Source organism: Rhodococcus sp. IEGM 1241 (genome assembly GCF_033142365.1).
Lineage (GTDB): Bacteria > Actinomycetota > Actinomycetes > Mycobacteriales > Mycobacteriaceae > Rhodococcus_F > Rhodococcus_F erythropolis.
In genome coordinates this window covers 25,519-38,905 of sequence record NZ_JAWLSE010000004.1, presented here as the reverse complement: position 1 = coordinate 38,905, position 13,387 = coordinate 25,519, and the positions used below count along the sequence as shown (strand labels likewise).

The 13,387-nt window shown below is 61.7% G+C and carries 12 protein-coding genes and 1 riboswitch; of the genes, 4 read left to right on the top strand and 8 right to left on the bottom strand.

Annotated elements, in window-relative coordinates:
- Window positions 1-141: 141 nt before the first annotated feature.
- The gene (locus tag R4P70_RS18630; RefSeq protein WP_019746694.1) at window positions 142-1,644 is read left to right on the top strand and encodes an MFS transporter; all 1,503 of its coding nucleotides are present in this window, start codon (window positions 142-144) and stop codon (window positions 1,642-1,644) included.
- 341 nt (window positions 1,645-1,985) lie between these two features.
- On the opposite strand, the gene R4P70_RS18625 is transcribed toward R4P70_RS18630, so the two are convergent.
- Both R4P70_RS18625 and R4P70_RS18620 read right to left on the bottom strand, forming a co-directional pair.
- Window positions 1,986-3,593 carry an ABC transporter substrate-binding protein gene (locus R4P70_RS18625; protein WP_020968297.1) on the bottom strand — a complete coding sequence of 536 codons (1,608 nt, stop codon included), beginning with the start codon at window positions 3,591-3,593 and terminating at the stop codon, window positions 1,986-1,988.
- Between the two features lie 159 nt (window positions 3,594-3,752).
- Entirely contained in the window at window positions 3,753-4,331 is a 579-nt protein-coding gene (locus R4P70_RS18620; protein WP_317831083.1) for a CGNR zinc finger domain-containing protein, read from the bottom strand.
- A 63-nt stretch (window positions 4,332-4,394) separates the two neighbouring features.
- Between R4P70_RS18620 and R4P70_RS18615 the strand changes: the two genes are divergently transcribed.
- Both R4P70_RS18615 and R4P70_RS18610 read left to right on the top strand, forming a co-directional pair.
- Entirely contained in the window at window positions 4,395-4,772 is a 378-nt protein-coding gene (locus R4P70_RS18615; RefSeq protein ID WP_003941183.1) for a hypothetical protein, read from the top strand.
- Window positions 4,773-4,864: 92 nt separating this feature from the next.
- Window positions 4,865-5,209 carry a hypothetical protein gene (locus tag R4P70_RS18610; RefSeq protein ID WP_019746690.1) on the top strand — a complete coding sequence of 115 codons (345 nt, stop codon included), beginning with the start codon at window positions 4,865-4,867 and terminating at the stop codon, window positions 5,207-5,209.
- On the opposite strand, the gene R4P70_RS18605 is transcribed toward R4P70_RS18610, so the two are convergent.
- A complete protein-coding gene (locus tag R4P70_RS18605) occupies window positions 5,210-6,421 on the bottom strand; it encodes a saccharopine dehydrogenase family protein (RefSeq protein WP_317831082.1) in 1,212 nt (403 codons plus the stop codon).
- Window positions 6,414-7,412 (bottom strand): alpha/beta hydrolase family protein, encoded by a 999-nt coding sequence (locus tag R4P70_RS18600; protein WP_029254370.1) that lies wholly within the window; start codon window positions 7,410-7,412, stop codon window positions 6,414-6,416. The genes R4P70_RS18605 and R4P70_RS18600 overlap by 8 nt, the downstream gene beginning before the upstream one ends.
- Before the next feature lie 143 nt (window positions 7,413-7,555).
- Between R4P70_RS18600 and R4P70_RS18595 the strand changes: the two genes are divergently transcribed.
- Window positions 7,556-8,434 carry a DNA-binding transcriptional regulator gene (locus R4P70_RS18595; protein WP_060939660.1) on the top strand — a complete coding sequence of 293 codons (879 nt, stop codon included), beginning with the start codon at window positions 7,556-7,558 and terminating at the stop codon, window positions 8,432-8,434.
- Here the strand turns inward: R4P70_RS18595 and R4P70_RS18590 are convergent.
- From R4P70_RS18590 to R4P70_RS18575, 4 genes are all read right to left on the bottom strand, one after another.
- Entirely contained in the window at window positions 8,413-9,027 is a 615-nt protein-coding gene (locus R4P70_RS18590) for a hypothetical protein (protein WP_020906017.1), read from the bottom strand. The two genes, R4P70_RS18595 and R4P70_RS18590, sit on opposite strands and share 22 nt — an antisense overlap.
- A gap of 210 nt (window positions 9,028-9,237) precedes the next feature.
- Window positions 9,238-10,563, bottom strand: coding sequence for an aminotransferase class V-fold PLP-dependent enzyme (locus tag R4P70_RS18585; RefSeq protein ID WP_019746685.1), 1,326 nt, complete (start codon window positions 10,561-10,563; stop codon window positions 9,238-9,240).
- Between the two features lie 53 nt (window positions 10,564-10,616).
- Window positions 10,617-10,731, bottom strand: a riboswitch (SAM riboswitch).
- Window positions 10,732-10,791: 60 nt separating this feature from the next.
- Entirely contained in the window at window positions 10,792-12,327 is a 1,536-nt protein-coding gene (locus R4P70_RS18580) for a PucR family transcriptional regulator (RefSeq protein ID WP_153211390.1), read from the bottom strand.
- Complete coding sequence (locus R4P70_RS18575) at window positions 12,324-13,382, bottom strand: DUF917 domain-containing protein (protein WP_020906014.1); 1,059 nt, start codon at window positions 13,380-13,382, stop codon at window positions 12,324-12,326. The genes R4P70_RS18580 and R4P70_RS18575 overlap by 4 nt, the downstream gene beginning before the upstream one ends.
- Between the last annotated feature and the right edge of the window lie 5 nt (window positions 13,383-13,387).

Here is a 13,387-nt window from a genome sequence, read left to right as displayed (position 1 = left end):
ACCATCCGAAGCTGCTCGGCACCGGAGATATTCGTCACGATCGGAGGCGCACCCTTCCGTTAAGTCAGTCACTTGATTTAACTTTAGTTCAATCAACTGACTTAAACCATTATTCGTTCTTCTTCCGATGGAGTTACCGCAATGTCGTCAACCACTTCTCCACCACCGACAACGCCGCCACAGACAACGAAGTCGCCAGCCACCACCGCAGTGGTGGCTGTTCTGGCGTTTTCCGGCATCGTCGTCTCGCTCATGCAGACGCTGGTCATCCCGATCATCCCGCATCTGCCCGAGTACCTGAACGCGCCGGCGTCCGATACCGCGTGGGCTGTGACCGCCACGCTGCTCGCCGCCGCCGTCGCCGTCCCGACCATGGGCCGCTTGGGCGACATGTTCGGCAAACGGCGTCTACTCCTGATCAGCATGGCGCTGTTGGTCACCGGTTCGGTGGTCGGAGCCCTCAGTTCGAGCGTTATCCCCCTCGTTGCCGGCCGAATCCTGCAAGGCCTTGCTGCCGGTGTCATTCCGCTGGGTATCAGTGTGATGCGCGATGTACTTCCGCCCAAGAAGCTCGCCGGCGCTGTTGCGATGATGAGCGCTTCGCTGGGAGTCGGTGGCGCTCTGGGGCTTCCGATCGCGGCTTTGATCGCCGAGTACGCCGACTGGCACGTCCTGTTCTGGGCGTCAGCCGTGCTCGGCGCGCTTGCGGCCGTTCTTGTTGTCGTCCTGGTCCCCGAATCGGCGGTTCGCACAGGAGGCACGTTCGATTTCGGCGGAGCAATCTCACTCTCAGCCGCCCTCATCGCTCTGCTACTCGCAATTTCCAAGGGTGGCGACTGGGGTTGGACGAGCACGCTCACGCTTTCCCTGTTCGGCGCCGCGATCCTGATATTCGGATTCTGGGCATGGTGGGAACTACGCACCCCCAAGCCGCTGGTGGATCTACGCGTATCCATCCGCCGCCAGGTGCTCTTCACCAACCTCGCATCCATCGTGTTCGGATTCGCGATGTTCGCCGCCAGCATGGTCTTTCCCCAGGTAGTCCAGCTGCCTGAAATCACTGGTTACGGCCTCGGCGGTTCGATGCTCACCGCAGGTCTGGTCATGGCTCCCTCCGGCATCATCATGATGCTGATCTCTCCGCTGTCCTCACGCATCACCAATTCGCACGGCCCCAAGGTGACGCTCATGCTCGGCGCCATTGTGGTCGCAATCGGTTACGGCATCGGCATTTTCGCCATGCACTCGATTTGGGAACTGATCGTGATCGCAGTAATCATCGGCGCCGGTACCGGTATGGCTTACGGCGCAATGCCCGCTCTCATCATGGGGGCTGTTCCTCCGTCCGAGACCGGAGCGGCCAACAGCTTCAACACTCTGATGCGCTCCCTCGGTACATCATTCGCCAGCGCCATCGCGGGTGTCGTCATCGCCCAGATGACCATGTCCGTCGGTGGGGCAACGCTGCCGTCGGAGAACGCTTTCCGCGTCGTCATGGCCCTCGCTGCCGGATCCGCCGTCATCGCACTCGTCCTGGCCGGTTTCCTCCCTCGGTTCAACGGCTCGAACTCCCGCAAGGAGATTGGTAGCCAGCACACCGATACGTCCCCGACCACGTCGAAGGAATCCGTCCCGACGCACTGAGCAAGTGCGCAACACACACAGCACGGCCCCGGCGGAGTTCAACTCCGCCGGGGCCGACGCGTTTCACACATTTTGCGGTTGATACACCTGCAGACGACCGTTTCGTGACATGCTCCGTTGAGATGGGTGCTCGTTCGATACTCGGGGAAAGGATGCCGCGATCGCCGCTCCTCGTGCTGACGTCGCCCTTGCCGTCGCCGCTGCTGCCGTCCTGGGCATAGGCGTCGGTGTTCTTCTTGCCGATGTCGTCGCCGGCCTGGCTGCAGGTGCCGGTGCTGCAGTGGTATTTCGGTTTGCACTTCGGATGATCAATACCCGAAAGTGAGCGTTTGCCGAGGGTCCTACTTCAGGACACGGATCGCCGAGCCCGGAAGGATTCCGCTCGACGGCGGGTAGATCGACGTTGCGCCGTTGAAGAACATGTGAGCGGGAGTCGTGGATACCGGCAGCAGGTCGATGTCGTTGAACAACGCGCGCTCACTTTCCTCCCAGACCTTGCAGGACTCGTCACCGGGAAGAAGCGAAGCCTCAGTGGACAATTCGATGTACGTCTTGTTGTCGAGGGAAGCGAAGTTCACTCCTTCAGGTTTGGGCGGGCCGGTGAAGTACTTGGCAAAGATGCTCGGCGTATCACTCCCCAGCGTCAAACCGATGGAAACGTCCCACGACGACAGGTCGGTGGTGCTGAATGTGTTGGCAATGACGAAACTGTAGTCGCCGCCGGTCAGTTTCACCTTCGCGCCCAGTCCTTCCCACTGTGTTGCTACGTATTCCGCGGCGGCAGAGTTTGTATCGCGTGAGTTGTTGAAAATTACGTTGAGGGCAAGCGGTCGACCGTCCTTCGTCAGGAGGCCGTCGGGACCCGCCTTCCAACCTGCGTCGGACAGCGTTTTCTTTGCTGCATCGACGTCGAAATCGGGGATCGTCCCTTCGACACTGTTGTAGTCGCAGGCAAGGGGTTCCGAAACCGCGAGGGCGCGTGCACGGGTTCCTTTACCGCCGGTGGTGATCTCGGTGTAGTCGTCCAGGTCTACTGCCTGCACAAGGGCCTGCCGTACAGCACGGTCTGCCGTGGGTAGGGCCGCGAAATGATTGAAGATGAACTCGCCGGACAACGTGGTGTAGGTCTTCGAATCCAGACCCGCTGCCAAGACTCGTTCCTCGTCCGAACCTGTCACCGCCGCGGCATTCACTCCACCGGTGAGAACAAGATTCGCCGTCGTACTCGGATCGGTGACAATCTTGATCGTCACTGTCTTCGGCACCCCGAGAGTGTCGGAAGTGGTCTCACCGTTCGGACTCCAGGTGTAACCGTCGCGGCGTTCCATCGTGATGTGATCGTTGGGAACAACTTCGGTGACCTTGAACAGACCCGTTCCGTTACTACTCGAACGGATACTGGCCGGGTCTTCGAGCGTCGCAGCGCACGGAAGCCGCATCGAGCCTATTCGGGAGAGCAAGAAGGGTGCCGGTTCGGCTGTAGTGACCGTCAGTTCGTCACCGTTCGCGGACGCGACCGTCGACGACGGTACGGTGGATCCTCTTAGCGGTGAAGCGTTTTCAGGGTCCATGACCCAGTTGATGTCATCGGCTGCGGTCTGCGCGGTGAAGGAAGTGCCGTCCGCACAAGTGACGCCCTTCTTGAGCACGAACTTCAGCGTGTTTCCTTCTTCACGCCAACTCTCCGCCAGATACGGACGCACCGTGCGGGTTTGCGCATCGATGTCGATCAACGAATCGTACGAGTACGCGTTCACGATCTGAGTCGACGTAAGGTTGGTGATCAGAGGGTGCAGATTTCCGGGATCGGCGTTGATGACAGTCGTGAAACTGCCGTCCTTTGCATACTCACCGACCGAACCTTCGGGACTGGATGCGCCGCCACACCCGGCCAGAGTGAATACGCCAACGCTGATAACTGCTGTCGCGGAGACAGAACGGGCTTTCATACGAGCCGCCATCTACTAGGAGTTGCCATGGCGACAATCGTGCGGGACTGACGTGGTCTGTATCTCGTTGAAGTTCCCCATACAGTCGGCCGTACTCTGTTCGATTGTCACTATCGACCGGGCAATCGCAGGCGCTAAGTACGACGCCATCGTTGACGACTAAGTACGACGCTGCCGTTGACGGTGATTCGCGACGTTGATTCGGTTGCCGCACAACGCCGGCATGCAGTAGCGGCGTCGCCCTCCCCGGCTCGTATCGACAAACACCCCGTTGCACGTCGGCGACGCGCATGGGCGGAATCGTTCGTACCCCAATGTGCGCAGAGTCCCCAGCAACGAGTAGCCGATCAACAACGCAAGCTCACCCGTGAGATCGATTCTTCTGTCCGGTAACGCATTCCATCGATAGTCGTACTGGGCATCAGGCACAAGTCGAACGTGATGCGGGACAGTCTGCAGGAGTTGATCAGTGCGATCAACGAGCTCATCAGAAGTCGGAGCATCGAGAATCGAACGAATCTCCTCTCTGAGTGCCTGCACGTCGGCAAGTTCACCGCTGGTAAGCCGACGCCCGTTGCGGAGCGCATCCGGCGAGAGTCCATGTTCATCCAGTAGATCGTGAAGCGCCTGGGGGTCAGCCAACGCGTCACCTGCCTCCACCCAGACCCGGGGCGAGGTGTTGACCAGGTCGGTCGCGAACGACGCACCGACGACGTAATCGTCTAAAACTACTTGCATCCCTTACCGCCCTGCCTTACCGTAATTGAATAACCCAACTTTACACCTTACGGAGGCAGCGGGATGGAACATTGCGCAGACCACAGACTGCCCGAGATACTCCGAGACACTCATCACCGATTGCGCCGCGCCGGCACCGTGGCATCGGAGACGCCTGTCGTCGCTGCCGATCTCTACTGGTCGATCGGCGCGCTCGCCCAGTGCCTGACCGCGATGGACGAGGTCATTTCACAACTTGGAATCAATGCTCGAAAGCAGTTGCGAGCTGGAAAGTTCGACGTCCAGAGCGGACCGTTCGAAGGAGAGCCCGACGCCGCCCTACTCACCGCAGTTCTTGCGCTCGCCAGAGCATCGAGTAGTTGCGAACCGGTTCAGGCTGCAATCGGCAACGCTCAGATCGCGGTGAGCGATCTCGTCGTCGCGAGGACTACCAGCGCCTGACACTCGGGCGGGCCACCCGTCCCAGTAGAGACTGTATGGTTGGTTTTCGGCATCCGCCGAGAGCGTCGAACAGCAGGGACCGGGTTTTCACTGTGAGTACAGGGACATCAACGATCTACGAGGACAGGACCGTCCGGATCGACGATCAGGGCGTCACGATCCGCCACTATTACTTCCCGTTTGTCAGCAAGTTCGTTCCGTACTCACAGATCGAATCCGTCGACCTCGGAGTCATGTCATGGCTGAGTGGACGCTTACGAATTTGGGGAACAACAGATTTCAGCTCGTGGTACAGCCTGGATCTTTCACGCCCGTGGAAGGAGACCGCGGTGGTACTCACCCTCGCCGGCCGCGGAGCGCCTTCATTCAGCCCCAAGGACGCAGATCGCGTCGAGACCGAAATCCGCAGTCGCATCGGATCGCACGCCGCGAACTGACTAGCGAAACTCGGATTCGACGGTAACGATGTCACTCCAGTCGGTTCGACCGAACAACCGCGACAGTGCAGTGAACAGAACGTCCGGGTCGATGACGCTCTCTGCTGAGTGCACACCGACCCGATCCCGAATCGTTCCGTCGGCCAGCCGGGACACCACCTGAGCAAGGCCGAGCGCCAAGGGGATTGCGGTTGCACCGGCCATGTCCGACAGTAACGCCGATACCGGTGAATCGTCAGCGATCCGTGCCACGACGCGCATCTCTCGACCTTCGCGCACCCCGGTCGCCGAGGCGAAAAACAACGGCAAGGATCCATGACCGGCACGCGTGAGCATTCGAGGCGCAGCACGGATCATCCGCCGGAGCGAGGGCTTGCCCAATTCTTCAGCAGCCGAGTCGAGATCGATTCTCCCCTTGTCGATATCGGAGCGGAGAACGTCGAGGAACGCCACGGTTTCCGGTGTGATCACCATCAGATTTGCCGAATGCCCTGCAGGATTGATGGTCCGATGAAACATCACCGGCTCCGGATGCCCGACCACGTAAGCGTTCCCCCGACGTCCGCCGGGCAGTTCGAGTGCGATGGAACGCAACGGTTCTTCGTTGACGATTCGCCCCGCACGAACCACTGGAACCGTGCCGCTGATCTGCTGCATCCAGTGAACGGCCGCTGCACTCAATGTGTCCACCGACTCGTCCTCGCCCTCGACATCAACCGGCCAGGCTGTATACAGATCGTCGACCACGTCCAATCGCGAGACTGCCATCGCGGCCAGGAGGTTACTCATCCCGGGACTTGCGCCCATGCCGACTACCGCACAGATTCCGGCTCCCCTCGCGGCACAGTCCAATTCCAGCATGTCGACGGCCGGCTCCCAGTCGTCGCAGATGTCGAGATAGTGAGTCCCGGTCTCGATCGCTGCCTGGAGAATGCCGACGCCGAAACGGAAGAACGGTCCGACCGTATTGACGACCACGTCTGCGCCGTCAAGCAATTCACGTAGCGTGCGACCGTCCGTGACGTCGATGCTGCGCGCCTCGACTTCCGCTGACGCCTGCGCCAGTTCAACTGAAAGACGCTTCGCAGCATCGATATCGCGATCCGCGACTACTACCTTGCCGATTCCCGGCAATGTTGCGGCCAGACGAACTGCTGCCGAGCCCATGGCACCGGCACCACCCAGTGCGACAACCGTGATTCCGTCAGCCATGAATTCCCTCCAAAAATGCAGTCTGATCCGCTAGATAGCCGGGAGCGAAGATCGAACGGGGAGCAAGAACGGCCACCAGAGCCGACATCAATTCCGAGTCTTCGAGGTCCTTCTCCACAATCGAGTGAGTGGCGTCGGGGTACTTCTTGACCACCAGTTGCCCTGGCGAGTCGAGTAATTCGCGGTACACCCTTTCGGTATCAGCCACGTCGACGTTGACGTCTTGTCCGCCGATGATCAAGAGCACCGGAACCTTCACGGTTTCGAGATCGGCTCGCGCATCCGAGAGGTAGTTCTTTCGGATGAAGTTCCACCGGTCTTCGGTGAGACCGTCGGCCTCGCCGGAGGCCACGAGATCGTCGAACGATGCATCACGGGCCAACTGATCCAAGTTCTTCGCACGATCGACCCGCGCTTTCTCGAACTCGTCGGCCGACGCATTTCTCTCGGAAAGTTCTGCAAGGGTATTGAATTCGCCTTGTTGGAGCCAGTTGATCGCGGGACCCACGGCAATGACGAACGCTACGTCCGGGTCGAGGTTCACCACCTTGGGCATCACCCACCCTGCCTGGCTTGCACCCCACAGACCGATACGAGACGGATCGATATCCGAACGTCCCCGCGCCCACTCGATTGCCGCTTCCGTTTCTGCCGCGCGATCGTCCATGCTCTGATCGAGCCAATTGCCCGGTGCCCCATTCACCCCCGGCTTGTCCCAGGAGAGTGACGCGTACCCCGCCTTTGCGAACGCCTCCCACACCGGTCGATAGAACGTCTCATGTGTTGCATCGACCGGGCCGTCTCCGTGGACGAAAACCACGAGCCCGAAGGGACCGTCACCGTGTTCGGGCAGTGCAAGGACTCCCTGGAGCGGCACCGATCCCCCGGTGATCGTCACTTTTTCCTCACGGATGTCATAGGTGTTCTGGTACAGCGTCCAGCCCACCAGAGTCGCGATCAGAACAACGACCACCGCCAGGGAAGTAACCATCCACCTGCGTAAACGAGGCTTACTCTTGCCCTCGCTCATCGATTCCGCTGCCATCTTCCCGCCCTAACGTACGAATTTGAAACGATCGTATTGCATTCGATAGTACAGTTGTGGGCGAAGATGTCGAGAAGCGAGGAAAGGACATGGCGATGACCGACAGGGACGTCGATGTACCCACGAGGATCTTGATCGAGGGACTACTGCGCACGGACGGAACTGTCGACGGACGCACCCTTTATGCCACCGCCGACGCCCTCGGCAAAACTGATCAACAGGTTCGGCTGTGCATCAAGCGGTTGGTCACCGAGGGGAAGTTCACTCAGGAAGGTCGCGGGCGGCAGGCCACGCTACGAGCAACGCCGAAAGCCCTGCGCGAGATGGAACCCGACGTCGAATTCGTTCGGCTGGCCTATCAACAAGACCGCGACACTGTGACGCCGTGGGACGGGTATTGGCACCTGGCCGGATTCGCAATTCCGGAGTCGTCACGGAAAGCGCGAGATGCGCTGCGTACCAGGGTCGTTTACCTCGGCGGCGCGCTCGTCCAGGGCGGTCTGTACGTCTCGCCGCACGCCTGGGAACCGTATATTCGCGATGCGGCCGCCGAACTCGACGTCGAACAGCACCTGTCTTCTCTTACCACTCGAGATCTGAAAGTGGGCATGCTCGAAGACCCTGTGAAGATTGCCGCGCAGTTGTGGCCACTGGACCAGATCGCTGACGGATACGAACGGCTACTCGACGTAGCGACCGCACGCCTGCACAAACTGCAGAACAGTCCGGGTACCGATGCTGTCACGATGACCATCGAACTCGCAGCGGAATTCACGCGAGCCATGGAACCGGATCCGCTGTTGCCACCGGAACTACTGCCCACCAACTGGATCGGCACGAGGGCTCGGTCGATCACTGCGCAATGCTGGACGCTTCTGGCACAGGTGGACGGTGCCGACGACTTACCGTCGCTGTTCCACCTGTACTCAGATGCAATCGGTGACGATCAGGACGCGAGCGTGCGCTGACGGGGTGGCAGTCCGAAACGCCCGAGAACCTCGTCGACTGCGGTGGACGGTGTGACAAGTCCGCGATCCTGAAGCCACGGAATGGTGCTGTCCACCAGATGCTCGAGCGTGCGAGGCAATGCGAGAGGCAGCAACGTAACGCCGTCGGCGACCTCGGCAGCTCGGATATCGGCGATCAAACTGCCGAGACCGGAAGGCGTTCCGACGTAGTGAAGCGAAACGGGAACCCGCGGCGCCGTCAACGCGCTGTCCAACTGTGCAAGCTCTTTACGGGCGGAGCGAGCCTCCGGCGCGATCAGAATCTCGAGATCGACCAGTACTGCGACGCTGTCGGGATCGCGTCCTTCTTCGGCGACAGCAGCGCGTATCCGTGCACGTTCGAGCTGTGCCTCACGCAGGTCCGCAGCGCGAATCCGAACCACATTGGTAGGGAATGAAGCTAAATCGAGAGCCTTTTCGCCCTCGGTGAGGTCCACCCAGTAGTCGCCGCCGATGATGGGCAGGTTGCCGGGTGCGCCCTCAGCTGCCGGATGGTGACCGGATCCGGTCAACTCGACCGCTACGTGCAGCGAATGCGAAGCGCGTGAAGACATGTGAGACCTCCGAAAATCAGAAAAGTATGGGATGAGCGAGACGAATCGTCAGCTCGAACACATTCCTGACGAGGTGCGGCACAGATCGACATGGCGACGGCACCACTGACCGAGAGTGATGCTCACTCTCGAAGGGGTGGCGGGGAAATCCGCTGGTGCCATGGCTGCCATGCTAGTTGTCCGTTCGAGTTTTCGGGGACCGAGCTCAGCTCAGACGCACTCGGCTGCGCCGGCGTTGTCGTCTGCGGCTCCGAGGAAGGGGCGGGTCTCGGGCACGGGGTTCCACGCACCGGCAGTCTTGGCGTAGTTCCAATCACGCTGATTCGAAACCAGGATGTTCACGGCGTCTACCAACCGCGTCACGTCGTCCGAGCTGCTACCGAGGCCGAGGCTGGCGCGAACTGCACCGCCGGAGAGGCCGAGGCGTGCGAGAACCGGGTGTGCGCAGAAGCGACCGTCGCGAACTCCGATGCCGTGCTCGGCGGAGAGGAATGCGGCGATTTCGCCCGCTTCGAATCCGTCGACGGTGAAGGTGACGATTCCGACGGCGTCCGGTGCGTCATTCCACAGTCGCACGAGCGAGACGCCCTCGATGGCGGACAATCCGTCGGTGAGCTGGGCCGTGAGTGCCTTCTCGTGCTCGGCGATGACGTCGAAGTCCAGCGCGTGCAGGGTTTCGCATGCGGTCGCGATGGCTGCCGCACCGAGAACGTTGGGGGAACCTGCCTCATGGCGGGCAGGCGCGCAGGCCCACTCCGTGGACTCGATGGTCACCTCACGCACGGCGCCGCCGCCGGCGAGGTACGGCTGAGCTTCGTCGAGCCAGTCACGGCGTCCGACCAGAACACCCGCGCCGAAGGGCGCATAGAGCTTGTGACCGGAGAAAGCGATGTAGTCGACCCCGCATTCCTGCAGGTCGATGCGACGGTGAGGAGCCAGCTGAGCTGCGTCAACGAGGATACGTGCGCCGCAACGATGAGCGATGTCAGCCAAGCGTGCAATCGGCAGGATCTCGCCGGTCACGTTGGAGGCACCGGTGATTGCGAGCAGCGCTGCAGGCTTGGTGCACAGTTCACCGATCAGACGCTCGATCGTCTCTTCGATGGTGTCTGCAGCGGTGACGATACGAGCGTCGTTCCACGGCAACAGGTTTGCGTGATGCTCGACATCGAGGACGACGGTGCTGCCGGGGACGCACTGCGCAAGCAGGTTCAGCGAATCGGTGGTGTTCCGGGTGAAGACGACAACCTGATCGTCGGCACAGTTCACGAAACGAGCAACGGATTCACGAGCGTTCTCGTAGGTGAGCGTGGAGATCCGAGACGCGTAGCCGGCACCGCGGTGGACGCTGGCGTATGTCGGCAGCAACTCGGCGATACGGTCGGTGACCTGGGCCAATGCCGGCGCACTCGCGGCGTAGTCGAAGTTGGCGTAGGAGCATTCGCCGCCCTGAACCAATGGAACCTGCAGGTCAGCACCCGAAACCTTGGCAATCGCGGTGGTGCGGCAGGTGTCGGCACTCAATACAGCAGTCATCGAAGACAATCCTCACGTTCAAGGACTCGTTCGTCGGGTGATGGCCCCGGAAGAGTCCGCGCTTGCCGCATTCGTTTTCGAACGCAGCCGGGTCGTCACCCGGAGCACCCCACCGCGGAGGAGGGTTGCCGACCAGCAAGCCGGGGCTGAACACTGGTACTCGTGACCTGGCAACGAGGATGGCAGGAACCTCCCTTGCTTGTCAAGACGAAGCCGCGAAGATCTCCGTCAGGGCGCGATGGTCCGGCAAGCAAGGTGGAGCGCGAGTCTCGTTTCCGGATCTGCGAGATCCACCGAGAGAAGGCGCTGAATTCTATCGATCCGACTCGATACGGTGTTGCGGTGCAAGCCCATTCGGGTTGCGGTGTGAGCAAGAGACGATTCTTCGTCGAGGTACGTCGACAGAGTCTCGAGCAACTCTCCATTCGAATCGCGTAGCGGCGCGAGCAGCGCCGCGGCTGCGGGCTGAAACGTGTCGGTTCGCGTCCACGCCAGCAGCAACTGCGCCAGACCCAGGCGGTCCACGTGCAGGAAGCGGCCTGTGTGCGACCTCGAACCCGCGAGCCGAGCGGCATCCCCGGCCTCAGACAGGGACGCACCGATTCCAGCCGGACCGTCGTGTGCGCGTCCCACACCGACCCAGGTCTCCATCGTGGGTTCCAACCTCGCCTGAGCTGCACGGATACTCTCGGCGATCCTGGTGATCGACTCCGGTCGCGGCTCGCCCGGCAGAGTGGTCCACGCTGCCCAGCCGTCAGCCTGTTCCACGACATTGGCGTCGATTCCCTCGGCGGCGAGGGCGTCTGCGACCTCACTGCGCCTGGCCACCAGGTCGACCTCACCGACCGCCAGGACTTTGATGCCGATATGCCATCCGTCCAGTGCCCAACCCGCGTCGAGTGCGCGCCGGAGCAGTCCGGGTGTGGCGTCTGCTGACGTGTCGATCAGTTCACCGAGTAACGCGCTACGCCGGCGCGCTTCACGCTCGTCGACCATGCGTGCAACGGCCAGTCGGTGCCCGGCAGCCAACGAGGCCACGTCGAGAACCACTGAGAGAGAAGCCTCTTCGACGCTTTGACGCACCGGGAGCAGCACCGCCAGCCAGGGCTCTCGGGCTGCGCCGGACATCACCGGGCACGCAATCAGGACCCCGCCGGAGTCCAATTCAACAGTGGTGGGCGCCCCGCGGCCCGACAACATACCGGCGGCTGCTCGATCAGCATCGGACAACAAATCGGCGCCGGTCAGCGGGCGTCCGGACGCGTCCAGGAGGATGAACGAACGCTGAAATGTGTTCAGCAGCACCGACAGAAGATTCTCGACGCTTCCGCCGGCCCGCTGGCCCGCGTGTGTCGCCCGCAGTACCGCGTCGGCCATCACCGCCCGCGAATTCGAGAGAAGATCACGAAGATCCACGCTGAACTGCCACGGGTCGGATACTCCGAGCACCACCAGTCCGAGGCGATCGGCAAGCAACGAGAGATTCGCATCCTCCGCCGCAGTGCTGTGTACCGCGAGCACCCGGCAGCCGGTCGCCGCCGTGCGTCGAAGGAGAGCGTCGAATCTCCACTCCCCGACGTCGATTCGATCGAGAATCACCAGAACTGATCCTGCACCCGCCGCACCCGACACGGCCTCGGCTGACTGTGCCGATTCCCCGGTGAGCGCTCCCACTGTCGTCACGACGGGATCACCTTCGCCGGCAAGTCGATACAACCCGACAAAGATCGGGTTGTTCAGCAACGCCGACACACTCGCGCTCATTGCGCCTCCATCAGCACTGCGTCATGGTCGATCCCGAAGGCCCGCGGGCCGACAACTTTCAACCTGCTCACATCTTCCGCCCACCACTGAGGGCCGGGCAGAACCAACACGGCCACATCTTGCCCCTGGTGCACTGATTCGCACGAGACGAAGGCACCGGTCCGGACGTCGAGCAACGTCACGATGTCCGGACATGTCGCAATCATCTCGCCGTCCGACGCGACGGTCAGGAACTCACTTTCGAATTCGACTCGTATCACCGCAGAATCGTGTTCGAGAATCACGTTGCCCCGACGATCGCCGGCGTTCGGGCGACTACGACGCACCGCACGCACCCGGCCTGTCCCCATTACTCGCCCCCCGGAGCTTTCGGCGATCTCCCGCCAACTGCCGAGGGTCCCGACGTGCTGACCCAGTTCATATGCTCGGGACAGAGTTCCCGGAATGCACGCCTCCTGCACAGTCCGCGCATCGATCGACGCGATCGCCAGAGCGCCCCAACCGCTGGTTCTCCCGATCAACGACCGCACTGCTACCTCGGCGCCCAGCACATCCACTCCGTCGACGACGGTAATGAGGCCGCCGGGCTGGGCGAGAGTGACCGGGCACAATTCCAACCCGGCTGCGGCGAGAGAGAAGTGATCGAGCCGAGGCATCGCTCGACCGAGCAGGTCCGCGTCGACCACGGGAATCCCCAACGCCAACGCCGCCGCAATGCCGGAGAGAGCGTTGAGTCCACCGCCTTCGAAAGTCATCACCGCGGTCGGACGTTTACCAGTCCACCGCGTCAAAGCTGCTGCAGTGTCGGCAAACTCATGCCCGGAGGGCAGTTGCTCTTCCAAAGCCAGGGCCGATCCGACGATTCCCACCGGCATGATCATCGCCCCGGACGGCAACTGGTCCGGCGCGATGACTTCTACCGACGTTGACGTCATCAGTGGACGCAGCATTTCCACGAACAGGCGTGGATCGCCGCCCCCACCGCAGCCCAAGACCACCGCCCCCGCTGCGATCGCGTCGAGGTCGGCCTCCCGGACCGCGTGCAGCCTGCTCACGGCTC

Bases quoted from the DNA above. Each gene is read 5' to 3' on its own strand.
- R4P70_RS18630 (WP_019746694.1), top strand. From the start codon at position 142: ATGTCGTCAACCACTTCTCCACCACCGACAACGCCGCCACAGACAACG.
- R4P70_RS18625 (WP_020968297.1), bottom strand. From the start codon at position 3,593: ATGAAAGCCCGTTCTGTCTCCGCGACAGCAGTTATCAGCGTTGGCGTA.
- R4P70_RS18620 (WP_317831083.1), bottom strand. From the start codon at position 4,331: ATGCAAGTAGTTTTAGACGATTACGTCGTCGGTGCGTCGTTCGCGACC.
- R4P70_RS18615 (WP_003941183.1), top strand. From the start codon at position 4,395: ATGGAACATTGCGCAGACCACAGACTGCCCGAGATACTCCGAGACACT.
- R4P70_RS18605 (WP_317831082.1), bottom strand. From the start codon at position 6,421: ATGGCTGACGGAATCACGGTTGTCGCACTGGGTGGTGCCGGTGCCATG.
- R4P70_RS18600 (WP_029254370.1), bottom strand. From the start codon at position 7,412: ATGGTTACTTCCCTGGCGGTGGTCGTTGTTCTGATCGCGACTCTGGTG.
- R4P70_RS18595 (WP_060939660.1), top strand. From the start codon at position 7,556: ATGGCGATGACCGACAGGGACGTCGATGTACCCACGAGGATCTTGATC.
- R4P70_RS18590 (WP_020906017.1), bottom strand. From the start codon at position 9,027: ATGTCTTCACGCGCTTCGCATTCGCTGCACGTAGCGGTCGAGTTGACC.
- R4P70_RS18585 (WP_019746685.1), bottom strand. From the start codon at position 10,563: ATGACTGCTGTATTGAGTGCCGACACCTGCCGCACCACCGCGATTGCC.
- R4P70_RS18580 (WP_153211390.1), bottom strand. From the start codon at position 12,327: ATGAGCGCGAGTGTGTCGGCGTTGCTGAACAACCCGATCTTTGTCGGG.